The sequence below is a fragment of the Sphingomonas sp. PP-CE-1A-559 genome (assembly GCF_004340965.1).
Taxonomy (GTDB): domain Bacteria; phylum Pseudomonadota; class Alphaproteobacteria; order Sphingomonadales; family Sphingomonadaceae; genus Sphingomonas.
This window is the reverse complement of sequence record NZ_SLYA01000002.1, coordinates 1,054,845-1,071,228: the sequence shown is the minus strand read 5'-3', so window position 1 is coordinate 1,071,228 and position 16,384 is coordinate 1,054,845. Positions and strand designations below refer to the sequence as shown.

The window sequence follows — 16,384 nt, the reverse complement described above, 5'->3', positions numbered from 1 at the left end:
GTCAGGTGCCGCCACTGCGGGGCAAATGCGGGGCGGCGTCAACCGCCCCGCCATCGACATCAGAACTTGTAGGTGATGCCGACATAGTAGTCGCGGCCATAGCGCTGGTAGTCGATCACCTGGCGCGGATCGTCGTTCTGGTAGGTCACGAACGGACGGTCGGTCAGGTTCTTCGCCTGCGCCAGGATCGCGAAGTTCGCGAGCGGACCGCTCTGGAACTCATAGCCGATCTGCGCATCCAGGATCCCCTCCGATCGCGCGGTGCGATAGGTCGGGTTGGCGGACAGGCCCGCGACTTCGGCGAGGAAGCTGGAGCGGTAGCGATAGTTCGCGCGCGCTTGGAAGCCCCATTTCTCGAAGTAGATCGTGCCGCTGCCGGTCCACTTGGACAGGCCGGGCAGGGTGATCGCCTCGGTCGGGTTGCTGCCATACTTGATCGTCGACTGCGTGTAGTTGCCGCTCGCGAAGATGCCGAAGCCGTCGAGCGCCGACGTGATCGCCTTGAACGGCAGCGACACCGTACCTTCAACGCCCAGCACTTCGCCGCGACCGGTGTTGGCGGGCGACGAGACGTTGCCGATCGTCTGGCCCGCCGCGATCACCTGCGCCTGCTGCGCCGCGGTCAGCGCCGGCAGCAACGCCGAGAAGTCGTACGGCAGCGAGTTGTTCGGATCGACGAAATCGGTCAGGTGCTTGAAATAGCCCGACAGCGCGACATAGCCGCCGCCGTTGAAATACTTCTCGAACGACAGATCGATGTTGGTCGACTGATACGGCTTCAGATTGACGTTGCCACCGGTCGACGTGAACACCGGGAACAGGCCGGCTGGCGTCTGGCCGATGTTGGTCAGGTTGATCGCGACGTCCTGCGTGACGCGCTCCTGGTCGAGACGCGGACGGACCATCGTCTGCGAGGCGCCGACCTTGACGAAGCCCAGCGGGATCAGTTCGACCGACATCGTCGCCGAGGGCAGGAAGTTGGTGTATTTCAGCGACTGCTTCACCGGTGCGATCGTCACCGCGCCGCCGACGACGCTGGCGATCTGGCCGGTCGAGCTCTGGTCCGAATGCACCACCTGCGCGCCGATCGAGCCCTTGAGCGGCTTGTCGCCGACCAGGCCGTCGATCGTGACCTTGGCATAGCCGGTCCACACCTTCTCGAGCACGACATTGTCGCGCACCAGCGCGGAGGGACGGCCATCGAACGCCGAGTTCAGCGAATTATTGTAGAGATACAGCGGATCGAGCGTCAGCATCTGCGGGATGCCGAGATAATCGAGCGCCACGTTCTTGCCGAGCAATGCTTCGCTCGGAACGTTGCCGCTCAACGGCGAACCGCTCGCGACGGTGCAGTTGGTGCCGCCACCGGTCGGGCAGAGGAAATAGGACGTGTACGCGCTGGTCTTCTTGCGCTGGCTGTAGTTGCCGCCGGCTTCCCAGCCCTTGACGACGCTGTCCGAGAACTCGCCGTTGAGGCTGGCGCGGAGCGACTTCAGATCGTCCTTGAAGCTCGGCCGGTTGAGGAAGCCCGACTGGACGACCTGCTGCGTGCCGTTGTTGCCCCAGCCCTGCGGATCGGTCAGCTTGAAGATGTTGGTGTTGGTGTAATCGAGCGTCGGCGAGAAGGTGTAGGTGCCGTTGCCGTTCTGCTTGACAGTGACGCTGTCGGCGACGCCGCTCTTGGCGAACCCGGTGCCGGTGTTGGTCTCGAGCAGGAAGTCGGTGCGCTTCGCACGGCTCCAGCTCGCGTCGACGTTGAGGTGAACCGACTCGGTCAGCTTTAGATCGTTGTTCCAGCCGAGCGAGAAATTGTCCGCCTTGCGCTGGTTATAGTCGTTGCGCTGCACCGCGAAGACGTTGCCAAACGTCGCGCCGGTCGCGAAGCCATCGGCAATTGTCACGCCGGTCGCGGTCGTTCCGCCAGCCGTACCGGCGCTCGCGAGCTGCCCTGCGAGCGGGAATTCGATGCCGCGCAGGATCTGCGTTTCCTGGAAATGCGAATACAGCGCGTCGAACGTCGAATGGAAGCTGTCCGACGGCTGCCACTCGATCGTCGCGACGCCGCCATAGCGCTTCAACTCGTTCGACTGGACATAGGGCTTGGCGCCGTTGAGCAGGAACGGGCTGGCCGCGGTGCCGGCGCCGCTATAGCCCCACGCGTTGTAGCGCTCGTCCTGCGACGGCGTCTGCGTTGCGGACACGCCGATCGCGATGCCGAGCGTGTCGTTGGCGAACTTGTCGACATAGGTCGCCGACGCGCGATAGCCGTAGCGATCGCCATCCGGGTTTAGCTTGTCGATGCCGTTCATCTGCGCGCGCGCGCTGACCGCGATGATGCGGTGCGCCTGGTCGAGCGGACGCAGCATGCGCAGGTCGACGGTGCCGGCGACGCCGGCGGCGATCAGCGACGCGTCGGCCGACTTGTAGACGTTGACGGTCTTGAAGAATTCCGACGGATATTGGTCGAACTCGACGCCGCGGTTGTCGCCGGTCGTCACCTGTTCGCGGCCGTTGAGCAATGTGGTCGAGAAATCGGGACCGAGGCCGCGGATCGACAGGCGCTGGTCGCGACCTTCGAGACGCTGCGCGGTCACGCCGGGCAGGCGAGCGAGCGAGTCCGCGATCGACACGTCGGGCAGCTTGCCGACGTCTTCGGCCGAGATCGAGTCGACGATCAGGACCGACTGGCGCTTGATCTTGGCGGAGGATTCCAGGCCGGCGCGGATACCGGTGACGACGATCTCGTCACCGCCAGCAGGCCCATTCTGCGGTGCGGGGTCCTGCGGTGCGGGTGGCACGGCATCGGCGGGCTGTGGCGTCGGTGCGGCGACGGTCGGGACCGCGTCGATCTGTGCTGGTGCGGTCGGATTGGCATTTGCCGTGCCGGGCACTGCCTGCGCGAACGCAGCCTGGCCCGGCAGCATCAGAGCAGCGGCGAGCGCGGTCGCGCTGACGTGCAGTGCGAGGCGGCCATGCGCGGAAATGCCGGACGCGACGCGCAGGCGGCACGGAATAGACTGGCTCATGAAATCCCCTTCAGGCGAGAATAATCCCGCGCATCCTCAATTGCTTGTTTTGGTATCCCCGACGTCGTGCTGACGCGTCGGGTGTCGCAACACGGCTATATTTCGGGTGGAGGCGTTGCAAAAGGGACGGGCATACGTATTCACTGTTTCATGCAAACCGTGTCTCCTCAGGACCACGCCCGCCCACAGTGGCGCCGGCAAGGGCGCTGACGGTGGGTCGCCGTCCGACATCGTTCGACATCGCGCAATTGGCAGGCGTGTCGCAGCCGACCGTGTCGCGGGCGTTGCGCGGATCGAAGTCGGTCAACGCGCAGACCCGCCAGCGGATCGAGGCGATCGCGCGCAGCCTGCACTACGCGGTCGACAAACACGCGTCGTCGCTGCGCAGTCAGTCCGCAAACACGCTGGCGCTGCTGTTCTTCGAGGAGCCAGCGGAAGACGAGTCGACGATCAACCCGTTCTTCCTGTCGATGCTGGGCTCGATCACGCACGCTTGCGCCCGCGCCGGCTACGACCTGCTGATCTCGTTCCAGCAATTGTCGGGCGACTGGCACGTCGATTACCAGGACAGCCGCAAGGCCGACGGCATCATCCTGCTCGGCTATGGCGATTACGAAGCGTACCGCGCGCGCCTCGATCACCTCACCGAACAAGGAACCAAGGTGGTGCGCTGGGGCGCCGTCGGTACGGGGCCTGCCGGGATCACGGTCGGCTCGGACAACCGCGGCGGCGGGGAGGCGGCGACGGCGCACCTGATCGCGCGGGGTAGGCGGCGGATCGCGTTCCTGGGCGCAGCGGACGGGCGGTATCCCGAACTGGAGGACCGCTATCGGGGATATCTCCACGCGTTGGCGGCTGCGGGGCTGACGGCGGACGCCGCATTGCAGGTCGATGCAATCACCACCGAAGACGCCGGACAGGACGCGATCGCCGAACTCGCGCGCCGCGGCGCCGACTATGACGCCATTTTCGCGGCTAGCGACAGCATCGCGATCGGCGCGATGCGCGCGCTGGCGGCCGCAGGGCGATCGATCCCGGACGACGTCGCGATCGTCGGCTTCGACGATATCGCCTCGGCGCAACTCACCAACCCGCCGCTGACGACCGTGACGCAGGACGCGCGCCGGGCAGGGGAGGCGCTGGTACGGACGTTGCTGGCGAAACTGCGCGGCGAGGTTTCCGACGACCCGCCCTTGCCGACCCGCCTGGTGATCCGCGCGAGCAGCGGGGCGTAGCGACGATAACCCTCTGCCGCGGCGGGGTGGTAGCGGCACACGCGACGGGTCGGTGGCACGAAACAGCCGTGACGCCGACCATCACCACCTCCCCGGCGAAGGCCGGGGTCCAGTTGGGAAACGGCGCTGATAAAGACGGCGATCCCTTACTCAGTGCTCTCCGACTGGGCCCCGGCCTCCGCCGGGGAGGTGCGGGTGTTGGAATGAAGCGGACTCACTATCCCATCGCGCAGGCTTGGCTCAGTCGTCGAACAGGAACAGATTGAGCGTTAGCCGCCCGGCCAGCGGGTCCGTGCTGAGCGTCACCTCGGGCGGCAGATACGCACAGTGCAGCGTATTCCCCGCATAGACGAGCGCCCGGTTGAAGCGCGCCGGCTGGACCGCGATGCGTTCGTACAGCGCCGTTTCACCAGCGATGTAGGAGGCCTCGGGCATGCCGTGCGCCTGCACGCCCGCCTCCAGCTCCGCCCTGAACCGATCGAGCCGTGACGCATCGACGGTCTCGAACGCCGTCGATCGCTGGCGGTAGAACGCAGTGCCGCCCTGTTCGCCATGGCCGAGGAATAGCAGCACGGCGATCCGCCCCCGCTCGACGCCGTCGAAATGCGGCAATCGCTGGATTGGCGCGAGATCGCCAGGCGCCGTGGTGACGAGCGAATAATAGGCCTCCGACACCGCCGGCGCCGGATCGAGCCCGAAATGCTCCGCCAACAAAGGCGCGATCCGGCGCCGCATCGTCTCGGCTAGGCGCGGCGGCACCTCGGCGCGGACGCCGGGATAATGCGGGCCGATCGGCGCCATCCGCAGGCTCGCCGCATCCTCGCGTAGAGCGTCAGGATCGGGCCAGAAATCGTTGATCGCGATCAGCGGGCGCTGCTCCTCGCCCTGAAAGTGAAGCGTGGTTTTCGGCGGTTGGGTCATGCAGGCCTTCATGCGGCCGGGCGGCACGGCGGGGCAAGGTATTCGTATGCATAGTTGTTTTGCCGGTCGCTTGGGGTCAAGCCGGTCCGTCAGATCGCCACGCACACAAGTGGCGACCGATCAGGAGAGCCGCGTTTTGACCGAGAAACCAGTCCAGGGCTTTGCCGGCCTGTGGAACATCAGCTGCGGCTTTTTCGGGATCCAGATCGGCTTCGCGTTGCAGAACGCCAATATGAGCCGGATCTTCCAGACGCTCGGCGGATCGCTCGACGACCTCTCCTATCTTTGGATCGCGGCGCCGTTGACCGGAATGCTCGTTCAGCCAATCATCGGTCATTATAGCGATCGCACCTGGACGCGGTTCGGCCGCCGCCGTCCCTATTTCTTCGCTGGCGCGGTACTCGCCGCGCTCGCGCTGTTCGTGATGCCCGAAGCGAAATTGCTATGGCTTGCCGCGCTGACGCTCTGGGTACTCGACGCCTCGGTCAACGTGTCGATGGAGCCATTCCGCGCGTTCGTCGGCGACATGCTGCGCAAGGATCAACACACCGCCGGCTACGCGCTCCAGACCGCGTTCATCGGCGCCGGGGCAGTTGTCGGCTCGATCTTTCCGTTCGTGCTCGCGCATTTGGGCGTATCGGGCGATGCGCTGGCGGGCGTTCCCGACACCGTGCGCTACAGCTTCTGGTTCGGCGGCGCGGCACTGCTGCTCGCGGTCCTCTGGACGGTCGGCAACACACGCGAATACAGCCCCGAGCAGATGGCGTCGTTCGCCGAGTCCGACCGCGATGAAGCGCACAGCGCTCCGGTCCGCGCACTCGCAAGTCGCGGCTTCGCGACCAGCATCGCCTGGATCATCGCCGGCATAGCAGTGATCGTCGCGGTGCCCGAACTGGCGTTGCAGAAGGAAGTGTACCTGCTCGGCGCACTGCTCGTCGCCTATGGCGGCGCCAGCCTCGCGGCCATACTCCTCGCGCGTGGCGGCAATGGCGACAACGCGCTGAGCCAGATCGTCGGCGACTTCGCCGCGATGCCCAGCGTCATGAAGCGCTTGGCGCTCGTCCAGTTCTTCAGCTGGTCCGCGCTGTTCATCATGTGGATCTTCACCACGCCCGTCGTGGCGCAGTACATGTACGGATCGAGCGACGCGACGAGCGCCGCCTACAATGCGGGCAGCGATTGGGTCGGTGTGCTGTTCGCAGTCTACAACGCCGTCGCCGCGCTGGTCGCGTTACTGATACTGCCGCGGTTGGCCAGACGAATCGGCCGGGTCAAAACGCATATAGCCTGCCTGCTGTGCGGCGCCGCGGGGTTTGCGAGCTTCCTCATGGTGCGCGATCCAACGTTGCTGATCGTCAGCGAAGTCGGCGTCGGCATCGCCTGGGCGTCGATCCTCGCCATGCCCTACGCGATCCTCGCCTCCAGCCTGCCCCAGGCGAAGCTCGGCATCTATATGGGGTTGTTCAACATCTTCATCGTCCTCCCGCAGTTGCTGGTCGCGACGCTGATGGGGTCGGTGCTGAAGGCGTTCTTCCCGACCGAACCGATCTGGACGATGGCATTCGCCGCCATCGTGATGATTCTCGCAGCCCTTGCGACGCTGCGCGTCCCTGAGGTTCCCGACAAGTTTGCCTGAGGCGAGAAGCAGCAAACTAGCGCTGTCGCTCAGGCGTCAGCCCGAGTGACGTTCTGCCATGTAGCGTCCAGGCGAGGTACCAAGCGCCTTGCGGAACATCGTCACGAAGCTGGGCACGCTTTCATAGCCCAGGTCGCTGGTCACTTGCTGGATCGAGGCGCCGCCGGCCAACCACTTCACGGCGAGTACGACCCCGAGCTGTTGGCGCCACCGGCCAAAGCTCATTCCCGTCTCCCGCTTGATCAGCCGCAACAGCGTACGTTCGCTCAGGCCAGCATGTCGCGCCCAGATCTCCAACGTTCCTCGGTTCGCCGGGGAGGCTATCATCGCATCCGCAATGCTGCGCAGCCGTGGATTGATCGGCATCGGCAGATGGAGATTCTCGACCCGAGCCGCGGCGAGTTCGTCGAGCAGCACCGCCACCAGCCGCGTGTTCGCACTGCCTTCCTCATAGAAATAGGGGAGATGCGCGGCGCGGGTCAGCAGCTCGCGCAGCAAGGGGGTCACCGACACTGCGCAGCAGGTCTTCGGCAATCGCGCGTCGACTGCGGAATCGACGAACGCGTTATACCCTTCGAGCGCGCCGGTCGCCTTGATCGCGTGCAGCGCACCGCCGGGAATCCAGATGGCGCTGCGCGGCGGCACGACCCACAACCCCCCTTCCACTTCGCAACTGAGCGCGCCGCGCTGGACCAGCAGCATCTGTCCCTTGGCGTGACTATGAGGTTCTAGCTCAAACCCGCCAACATCAGACATCTCAACACCGAACGCGACGATCGGGCGCGGCACGACATCCGGATCGACCCATTCGAAATCCTGCAACGCGGTCAGGATTGGCATAGGCGACGATCCTGGAAAAGATCCGTACTGGCGATATCACACAACATTATGTCGGTCCTTCGTAATGACGCCAAAGTCGCGCCCGGCTATCCGATCGCCATCGCCCCGTCGAGCCATTCCGGCTTTGGGCATCGGCAAGGATCGTCATGAACACGCTGAGCAGCCCCCGCCTCACCGACCTTCTGGAAAGACTGCACGGCGAAGCCGACGCGGCCGACCGCGAACACGTCGAGGCGATGCAGGCGAAAATCGCGGCACCGGGCGCATCGATCGAGGCGCTGGCGATGGACCTTCTGGCGGATGAGCGTGCGGACTATCGCGCGACCTATCGCGACCGCGCGGACAATTTCCTTGCCGTGTCGCCGGAGTATGGTCGGTTCCTCTACGCGATCGCGCGGTCCTGCAGAGCGACCCGGATCGTCGAGTTCGGGACGTCTATGGGAATTTCGACGCTCTATCTTGCTGCCGCGCTGCGCGACAATGGCGGCGGCCATCTGATCGGCAGCGAGATGGAGGTCAGCAAGGTGGCGCGGGCTCGTGCCAATCTGCAAGCGGCCGGCCTCGCCGACCTTGTCGATATCCGCGCTGGCGATGCCCTGGAGACGCTGAAGGATGTGGGCGGTACGGTCGATCTCATGTTGGTGGACGGCGCGTTCTCGCTGTATCTTTCGGTGCTGAAGACGATCGAGCCGTGGCTGAAGCCTGGCGCCGTGGTCTTGGGGGAAAACGCGTTCGAGCCGGAATATCTGGCGTATGTCCGCAATCCCGCCAACGGCTACATGTCGCTGGCCTTGCCAGACGAAGGTCGCGGCAACGAATTTTCCGTGAAATTGTCATGATGGAAACGCAGGCTACCGAGCGGACGAAAGAACCAGGCCGGTTGAGCAGAGCGGTGACGCGGCTGTGGATGAAGCCCGCGACCGTCGTCGCCAACGAACGATTGGCGGATCGCTTTCATCTGATCACTCTGGAGGGCGATGCGCTCAGGACCGTGACGTGGCGGCCGGGACAGAAGGTGCAGATCGCGATGGGCTCGGCGTTCGTGACCCGGACGTACACACCGATCGAATGGAACGCGTCAGCCGGGCGTATGTGCATTCTGGGCTATGCCCATGGCGACGGACCTGGGAGTATTTGGGTCCGTACCGCGGCGCCGGGCGAAGTATGCGACGTCTTCGGTCCGCGCGCGTCGCTGGACATTGGCGGTCTGTCTGGGGCGCTTGTCATCCTCGGGGACGAAACCTCGATCGGACTTGCTTATGCGGCGACCTTTCAAGACCCGACGCGGCATGTAACAGCGTGTTTCGAAGTCGCAGACGACGTTGGTGCTCGGCAGGTGATGGCCAGTCTGGATCTCGAGCGCGTTACGCTGATCACACGGCGCCTAGATGGTGGGCACGTCGCTGAGCTCGAAGCATCGCTCTCCGACGCAGTCGCGGTCGGATCCACCTTCGTGCTCACGGGAAAGGCCGCAACGATCCAAGTGCTTCGGCAGGGCTTGCGACGAAGATCGGTTCCGACGACGCGGCTCGTTGCCAAGGCGTATTGGGCGCCTGGTAAAACAGGCCTGGACTGAGCTTGCAGAGCTGCCTTCCGAAGCCTGCAAGGTATGATCGCAAAATCCAAGCTTCACCGTTCGAGCAAGGTTCAGGACGATTGATTGTTCAGCTCGTCGAAACGGAAGGAACGGCACCTTCGAACCGCGTGTTGCCGGGGAGAGAGTGGGCGAGGCCGAGATCGCCGTTGTGGCCGCGGAAGATTTGCCGGGCCAGCGCCAGACCCACGCCCGTGCCCTCGGTCTTGGTAGTGAAGAAGGGGCGGAAGATGTCGACTTGATATGCGGCGGGAATACCGGGGCCGGTGTCCGTCATCATGAACTGCGTTTGGCCGACAAAGGCGGATATGGTGAGCGTGACCTGCGCATCGGACGAGCCGTGCAACGCTTCGGCTGCGTTCTGCAGCACCGCCCAGAGCGCTGCGGTCAGTTGATCCGGGTCGGCCAGCAGATGGGCCGGTGCGTCCAGGAGGTCGGTCGTAAACGCGATTCCCGGCCATCTCGTCGTAAACAATGCCGCCAGATCGCTGACGAACCCGGCCAGAGGGATACGCTCCACCGAGGGGGCGGGCAGCTTCGCCAACGCACGGTAGCTTTCGCCGAACCGGTGCAGGCTGGCGGCGCGGCGCGCGACGGTCTCGACCGCGTCGCGTACCTTGGGCAGCATCGGGTCCGGATCGTCGAGCATCGCCACCGCGGTCTCGGCTAGCGAGGCGATCGGGGTGAGGGCGTTGACGATCTCGTGGCTCAGGACCTGGACGAGCTCGCGCAACGCCGCGGCCTCGGCGGCCTTCAGTTCGGCGTCGATGTCGATCAGCGCGCCGATCCGCGTCATCCGCCCTGCCAGCGCAAGGTCGCCGGTAGCCAGCGCGAAGCTCCGGATGTCGGCGTCATGCCCGATCTCGATCGTGGCGGTGCGGCCGGGGCGGGTGTCGGCGAGCGCGGAAACGAGCCCCTCGGGCGGATCGGCGACCAGATCGCCCGCGCCGAGCAATCGCCGCGCAGCGCGGTTGACGGCGCGCAACCGGCCGTCTTCGAGCGCGACCAAGGGTGCAGGCGACAGATCGAGATACGCGTTCAGACGGCGCCGTTCCTCTTCTCCGGCAGACGGGACCGGGATTGGTGGCGCCGGCATCGGCGAGCGCTGACCAGCGTCGGCCAGGTCGAGTGCGGCGATCCAGATCGCGATCATCGCAGCGAGGAGCGCGGTGGCGTACAGACCGCGTGTGCCTGCAACCGCACCACCGGCGCCAGCCGCAGCTAGCACCAGCGTGCGTACCACCGCGCGCATCCGGTCAGAGGCCATAGCGCGCCATCCGGCGATAGAGCGCCGCGCGGGTCAGTCCGAGTTGAGCAGCGGCGCGGCTGACGTTGAAGGCATGGCGCTCGAGTGCCGCGGTGATCAGCGTTTCCTCGTTGCGCGCGAGCGACAGATCGGGGGCGAGCGATTGCGGCTCGGCGCTGCCGGGTGAACGCAGCAGGTCGCCGATCGCGTAAGTCTCGCCATTGCCGAGCAGCACCGCGCGTTCCATCGTCTGGCGCAGGCCGCGGACGTTGTCGGGCCAGCGATCCGCCGCGATCGCCTGCACAGCGCCCGCATCGAGTGGTCTGAGGGGCTTGCCGTGGCGGTAGGCTAACAGCGCGAGGAAATGGCGTGCGAGCAGCGCCGCATCGCCCGCGCGATCGACGAGCGGCGGGAGGCCGATTTCGATCGTTCCGACCCGGTCGAGCAGGTCTTCGCCGATCGCCCCCCGAACGCTGGCTCGATCCAGTCGTGTGGTCGCGATGACGCGGATCCCGTCGAGTGCTGACAGGAGAACGCCGCTGAGCGCACGAGGCAGGCGGTCGATATGGTCGATCACCAGCAACCCACCAGCGGCCGCCGCTGTTTGCTGGGCGATGACGGCGGCGTCCGCGGCCTCGGCGTCCACCGTGATGAGCGGCAGGGCGGCGTGGGACGAGGCCTGATGAACCAGCCGGGCGATCAGCGTCTTGCCGGTACCCGCAGCGCCGTGGATCAGGATTGGGGCGCTGGTAGGCGCGACGCGGGCGACCAGGTCGCGGGCGCGTGCGATCCCGGCGCTTTCGCCGAGCAGGATGCCGTCATGGATGGGCGGTGTTGCCGCTGTCTCCAGCTTCGCGCGGCGCAGCGCCAGCCCGCGCTCCACCGTGGTCAGCAGGCGCTCGTTGTTCCAGGGCTTGATCACGAAGTCGGTCGCGCCGCTGCGCATCGCCCGGACGGCGACCGCGATCCCGCTGTGCCCGGTGACGACGATGACGACGGCGCGCGCGTCTGCCGCGATCAGCCGGTCGAGCATCGCGAACCCCTCCTCGCCGGTGGTCCGCCCGCGCGCGAAATTGAGGTCGAGCAAGATGACGTCGATCGGTTCGCCCGCGAGCAGCACCCAGGCCTCCTCCGGGTTCGCCGCGGTCGACACGCGCATGCCGTGCCTTTCGAGCAGCAACCGCGCGGCCTTGGCGATGTCGGGATCGTCGTCGATGACCAGGATATGCGATTCGGTTGACATGGCCGTCATAGTGTCCGGAAACGGACAGTTGGTACAGTAGGGTGAGCGCTTCAGCTGCGGAGCGCGGAATTATGCAGCTTTGGCAGTAGCTTAGGATCTGGTCGCTCCGTCAAGTACACTGTCCGCATGACGGAGACGACCCTGCCTGGAACTGGCGCCGCGATGGACCGGCGTATCGAGCGGCCGCACGCCAAGCGGCGCAAGCGGATCGTGCGCAGTGCGCTTGCGATCACCGTGCTGGCTGCGGCGGTGCTACTGTGGCTGTTGATGCCCGGCGCCAATGCGCTGACCGTCGATGCCGGCGCGATCCGTACCGGCGATGTCGTGCGCGCGCCGTTCCGCGATTTCGTGCCGCTCCGCGCCGAGGTGGCGCCGTTGCGCACTGTGTTCGTGACCGCGATCTCCGGCGGACAAGTCGCCGACCTTGCCACCAGCGATGGCGCGATGGTCGCCGCCGGCACGCCGCTCGCACGTTTGTCCAATCCGTCGCTCGAACTCGACGTGGCCAGCCGCTCGGCGGAGATCGTCGGGCAGTTGAGCGCGATCAGCGGCCAGCGGCTGTCGGTCCAGAACACGCGGCAGGACGGCGCACGCGATCTGGCCGAGGCACGCAATTCGCTGTCCAAGGCGCGCACGTTGCTCGCGCAGAAGCAGGTGCTGTTCGACCGGGGGATCATCACGCGCGCCGCAATCGATCCGGTGCGCGAGGATGTCGGGTATCAGCAGGCGCGGGTAGCCGCGCTCGATCGAGGGACCGCCGAGGCGGGCGCTACGCTGGCGGATCAGTCGTCGGGCATCGCCGCGACCGCGCGGCAGTTGCGCGAGAGCCTGGCGATGGTTCGGGCGAGTCTCTCCGCGCTGGTGCTGCGCGCTCCCGTCGCGGGACGTCTTACCGCCTTCACGCTCCAGCCCGGGCAGACGCTAAAGAGCGGCGACCCGGTCGGGCAGATCGATTCCGAGGGCCAGTGGAAGCTGACTGCCGATGTCGACCAATTCTATCTCGGGCGCGTCCGGGTCGGGCTCGGCGCGGCGGCCGATATCGACGACCGGAGCTATGCGATGTCGGTCATCAAAATCCTGCCGCAGGTGACCGAAGGCCGGTTTCGCGTCGAGCTTGGTTTTCGTGGTCCCGTACCCACGGGACTGAACCGCGGCCAGACGCTCGACGTCCGCCTCGTGCTCGGCGCGGACCGGCCCGCGGTGGTCGCGCCCTCGGGCGGCTGGCTCGATGCGGGCGGCACCACCGCGTTCGTTCTCGACGGCGACAAGAAGGCCGTCAGGCGGGCGATCGTCGCCGGCCGACGCAATCCCGATCAGGTCGAGATCGTCTCCGGCCTCGCGCCCGGCGAGCGGATCGTGACCACCGCGCTCGGCACCTACACCCCCTTCCAGACCCTCCTCATCCGATAGGATTCGATATGATCCAGTTACAGGACCTCAGCCGCACCTATGCCTCGGACGAGGTCGAGACGACTGCGCTTGGCGGCATCGACCTCGCAGTCGAGGCGGGTGAATTCGTCGCGATCATGGGGCCGTCGGGGTGCGGCAAATCGACGCTGCTCAACATCATCGGCACGATCGACCGTCCCACGGGCGGACGGTATCTGTTCGAAGGGGCCGACATCGCGCGCGCGCGCGAAGCCGAACTCGCCAAACTGCGGCGCGATCGCCTGGGCTTCGTGTTCCAGAGTTTCAACCTGATCGACGAGCTGACGATCGCCGAGAACGTCGCGCTGGGTCTCGCCTATCGGACGATGCCCGCGCGCGAGAAGAAGGACCGCGTCGCGGCGGCGATGGATAGGGTCGGCATCGCCCACCGCCAGCGCCACCACCCGCACCAATTGTCGGGCGGCCAGCAACAGCGCGCCGCGATCGCCCGCGCGATCGTCGGCGAGCCGCGGCTGATCCTCGCCGACGAGCCGACCGGCAACCTCGATACCGAGAACGGCGCGCAGGTGATGGACATCCTCGGCCAGCTGAACGCCGAGGGCGCGACGATCGTGATGGTCACGCACAGCCCGTCGCACGCCGATATCGCCAAGCGGACGGTGCATATGCTCGATGGCCGCATCCTGTCGTCGGCACGGCGCGCCGCCTGATGCGCCGCTCGCTCCAGATGCTCGTGCTGATGCTGCTCTTGGTGGTCCTCGTCCGCCATCTCGCAGTGACCAAGTCCGGCCCCAAGCCCGGCCCCGATTCCGCAAGCGACGCCTGAAGGAACCGCCATGTCCGCACTCACCAGCCTCTATCGTTCGCTCACGCACCACCGCCTGTTCGCCCTGCTCAACATCGGCGGACTCGCGCTCGGGATTGCGACGTTCCTTGTCCTGTTCCTCTTCGTTCGGTTCGAGACCGGGTACGACCGGGTGCTGCCGCAGCAAGATCGGTTGTGGGTGATGGAGGAGCGCTATGTGATGCCGGGCTATCCGGCGGACACCAATCCGAACACGATGGGCAGCGAGCTCAAGATCCTGCAGGCGGACTACCCGCAGCTGGTCGGCACGCGCTACATGAACATGGCGGCGACGGTGCAGCAGGGCGGGCAGGCGACCGCCGAGGATTTGGGCACGGTCGACCCGAACTTTTTCGATCTCATGCGCTTTCCCGCGATCGAGGGGAATCCAGCGGTCACGCTCGCCGATCCGAACGGCCTGGTGGTCACGCAGAAGACCGCGCGGAAATATTTCGGCAGCCAGTCGGCGATCGGCCGGACGCTGCAACTGTCGATCGATGGGACGACCTATCCCTACAAGGTCGGGGCGGTGCTGCGCGACATGCCCGACGACGTCACCTTCAAGAGCGAGATGTTCGCGCAAATCTCGCGGACTCGCTTCGGCAACGAATGGTGGGAGCATTGGGGCAGCGCGTCGCTGACCACGTTCCTGCGCTTTCCCGACGCGGTGGCGGCGCGGGCGTTCGAGGCGCAATTGCCAGCCTTTCTCGACCGCCATGCCTATGCCGGCGGCAATCTCAAGAAAGGCGAGTATTTCCAGTCGCTGCGGCCGCTGACCGCGATGCATCTGTATAGTCCGGGTGATCGCGCGATCGTCACAACTCTGGGTGCGGTCGGATTGCTGACGCTGCTCATCGCCATCGTGAACTACGTCAATCTCGCGACCGCGCGCGCTGGGCTACGCGCGCGCGAAGTGGCGATGCGCAAGGTGCTGGGCGGCACGCGGCGGTCGCTTATCCGCCAGTTCTTGGGCGAGGCGCTGGCGACGGTCGCGGTGGCGGCGCTGATCGGTCTCGCGCTTGCCGAGATCGCCCTGCCTTTCATCAACGCGCTTGGCGGAACGACGCTGGCGATCCGCTACGTCGGATGGGACGGCGTCGTCCTGCCGCTGGTCCTGCTGGTCCTCGGCATCGCTTTGGTCGCGGGGCTGTATCCCGCGTTCGTGCTGTCGGGGTTTCGCCCTGCCGCGGTGCTCGCCTCGACGCGGGCTCCGGGCGGTGGGCGTAGCGGGACTCGTCTACGGAGCGCGCTGGTGGTCGTGCAGTTCGCGATCGCGATCGCGTTCGCCATCGCGACCGGAGTCATGCTCAAACAGACCGAGCATATTCGTGACGCCGATCTCGGGTTTCGCCGCGACGGATTGATGATCGTGCGGTCGCTGATGACCGGTGGGATCGACTCCCCACAGCGCGCGGCGATCCTGCGCAGCCTCGCGGCGGCCCCCGGCGTCACCGGTGTCACGGTTGCGAACAACGCCCCGGGCGACCAGAGCACGACCAATTTCTCGGGATATAGTCGCGCAGGAGCGTCCGGCAGCAAGATATCGTTGATGGATGTCGGCACGGGCCGCGACTATTTCCGCGTGTACGGCGCGCGTCTCGTCGCGGGGCGCCTGTTCGACGCCGCGCATGCCGACGACCGCGGCCTGTTGACGCTTGCCGAACGCAAGCGGGCAGGGCCCAATGTGGTGATCAACCGGACCGCGGTGACCGCGCTGGGCTTCGCGTCGCCGGCCGCCGCACTGGGACAGGCGATCAACGACGGCGAGCGGGACTCGACCATTATCGGCATAGTCGACGACCTGCGCTTCAGGAGCCCGCGCGATGCCGTCACGCCGGTCGCCTACAACTACAACACCGTCGATATCCTCTCGCCGTTCGCGGCGGTACGCTACGCCGGCCGCGATGCGAAGACGATGATGGCGGCACTCGAGGCGGCGTGGAAGCGCGTCATTCCCGGCGTTCCGTTCGAGGCGCGCTCGGTCGAGGACAATCTGTACCAGCGCTATTACAAGGCGGATGCGCAACGCTCGCGGCTGTTCACGATTGGTGCGGTGCTGGCGATCCTGATCGGCTGCATCGGGCTCTACGGGCTGGCGGCGTTCGACACCGCGCGGCGCGTCAAGGAAATCGGCATCCGCAAGACGCTCGGCGCCTCGACCGCCGAGGTGTTGCGGCTGTTGATCGGGCAGTTCCTGCGACCCGTGATCCTCGCCAACCTCGTCGCGTGGCCGCTCGCCTATGTCGCGATGCAGCGCTGGCTAGGCGGGTTCGACGACCGGATCGCGCTGTCGCCGCTATTCTTTGTCGGCGCCTCGCTCGCCGCGGTGCTGATCGCGAGCGCGACCGTCTTCGGCCAGGCCTGGCGCGTCGCCCGCGCCGAGCCCGCGCGCGCGCTACGCCACGAATAG

12 protein-coding genes are annotated in these 16,384 nt (G+C 66.2%); 7 read left to right on the top strand and 5 right to left on the bottom strand.

Features of this window, described 5'->3' with window-relative positions:
- Nucleotides 1-59: 59 nt before the first annotated feature.
- Nucleotides 60-3,026, bottom strand: coding sequence for a TonB-dependent receptor (locus tag C8J42_RS10180; protein WP_243644266.1), 2,967 nt, complete (start codon nucleotides 3,024-3,026; stop codon nucleotides 60-62).
- Between the two features lie 188 nt (nucleotides 3,027-3,214).
- Between C8J42_RS10180 and C8J42_RS10175 the strand changes: the two genes are divergently transcribed.
- Complete coding sequence (locus C8J42_RS10175) at nucleotides 3,215-4,261, top strand: substrate-binding domain-containing protein (RefSeq protein WP_243644263.1); 1,047 nt, start codon at nucleotides 3,215-3,217, stop codon at nucleotides 4,259-4,261.
- A 240-nt stretch (nucleotides 4,262-4,501) separates the two neighbouring features.
- Here the strand turns inward: C8J42_RS10175 and C8J42_RS10170 are convergent, their stop codons facing one another.
- Nucleotides 4,502-5,182 carry a DUF6445 family protein gene (locus C8J42_RS10170; protein ID WP_243644261.1) on the bottom strand — a complete coding sequence of 227 codons (681 nt, stop codon included), beginning with the start codon at nucleotides 5,180-5,182 and terminating at the stop codon, nucleotides 4,502-4,504.
- Between the two features lie 136 nt (nucleotides 5,183-5,318).
- On the opposite strand from C8J42_RS10170, the gene C8J42_RS10165 reads away from it, so the two are divergent.
- Nucleotides 5,319-6,818 carry an MFS transporter gene (locus C8J42_RS10165; RefSeq protein WP_243644259.1) on the top strand — a complete coding sequence of 500 codons (1,500 nt, stop codon included), beginning with the start codon at nucleotides 5,319-5,321 and terminating at the stop codon, nucleotides 6,816-6,818.
- A 36-nt stretch (nucleotides 6,819-6,854) separates the two neighbouring features.
- Here the strand turns inward: C8J42_RS10165 and C8J42_RS10160 are convergent, their stop codons facing one another.
- Nucleotides 6,855-7,658 carry a helix-turn-helix transcriptional regulator gene (locus tag C8J42_RS10160; protein WP_133019894.1) on the bottom strand — a complete coding sequence of 268 codons (804 nt, stop codon included), beginning with the start codon at nucleotides 7,656-7,658 and terminating at the stop codon, nucleotides 6,855-6,857.
- Nucleotides 7,659-7,804: 146 nt separating this feature from the next.
- Between C8J42_RS10160 and C8J42_RS10155 the strand changes: the two genes are divergently transcribed.
- A complete protein-coding gene (locus C8J42_RS10155; RefSeq protein ID WP_133019893.1) occupies nucleotides 7,805-8,497 on the top strand; it encodes a class I SAM-dependent methyltransferase in 693 nt (230 codons plus the stop codon).
- 68 nt (nucleotides 8,498-8,565) lie between these two features.
- The gene (locus C8J42_RS10150) at nucleotides 8,566-9,234 is read left to right on the top strand and encodes a siderophore-interacting protein (protein ID WP_165895471.1); all 669 of its coding nucleotides are present in this window, start codon (nucleotides 8,566-8,568) and stop codon (nucleotides 9,232-9,234) included.
- A gap of 88 nt (nucleotides 9,235-9,322) precedes the next feature.
- On the opposite strand, the gene C8J42_RS10145 is transcribed toward C8J42_RS10150, so the two are convergent.
- Nucleotides 9,323-10,519: an ATP-binding protein gene (locus tag C8J42_RS10145; RefSeq protein WP_133019891.1), complete on the bottom strand. Its 1,197-nt coding sequence runs from the start codon at nucleotides 10,517-10,519 to the stop codon at nucleotides 9,323-9,325.
- Entirely contained in the window at nucleotides 10,509-11,741 is a 1,233-nt protein-coding gene (locus C8J42_RS10140) for a response regulator (RefSeq protein WP_133019890.1), read from the bottom strand. The genes C8J42_RS10145 and C8J42_RS10140 overlap by 11 nt, the downstream gene beginning before the upstream one ends.
- 126 nt (nucleotides 11,742-11,867) lie before the next feature.
- On the opposite strand from C8J42_RS10140, the gene C8J42_RS10135 reads away from it, so the two are divergent.
- The 3 genes from C8J42_RS10135 (at nucleotide 11,868) to C8J42_RS10125 (ending at nucleotide 16,384) form a co-directional block, all read left to right on the top strand.
- Nucleotides 11,868-13,151 carry an HlyD family efflux transporter periplasmic adaptor subunit gene (locus C8J42_RS10135; RefSeq protein ID WP_243644256.1) on the top strand — a complete coding sequence of 428 codons (1,284 nt, stop codon included), beginning with the start codon at nucleotides 11,868-11,870 and terminating at the stop codon, nucleotides 13,149-13,151.
- Between the two features lie 8 nt (nucleotides 13,152-13,159).
- On the top strand, nucleotides 13,160-13,840 hold the full coding sequence (locus tag C8J42_RS10130; RefSeq protein ID WP_133019889.1) for an ABC transporter ATP-binding protein: 681 nt from the start codon (nucleotides 13,160-13,162) through the stop codon (nucleotides 13,838-13,840).
- A gap of 126 nt (nucleotides 13,841-13,966) precedes the next feature.
- Nucleotides 13,967-16,384 (top strand): ABC transporter permease, encoded by a 2,418-nt coding sequence (locus C8J42_RS10125; RefSeq protein WP_133019888.1) that lies wholly within the window; start codon nucleotides 13,967-13,969, stop codon nucleotides 16,382-16,384.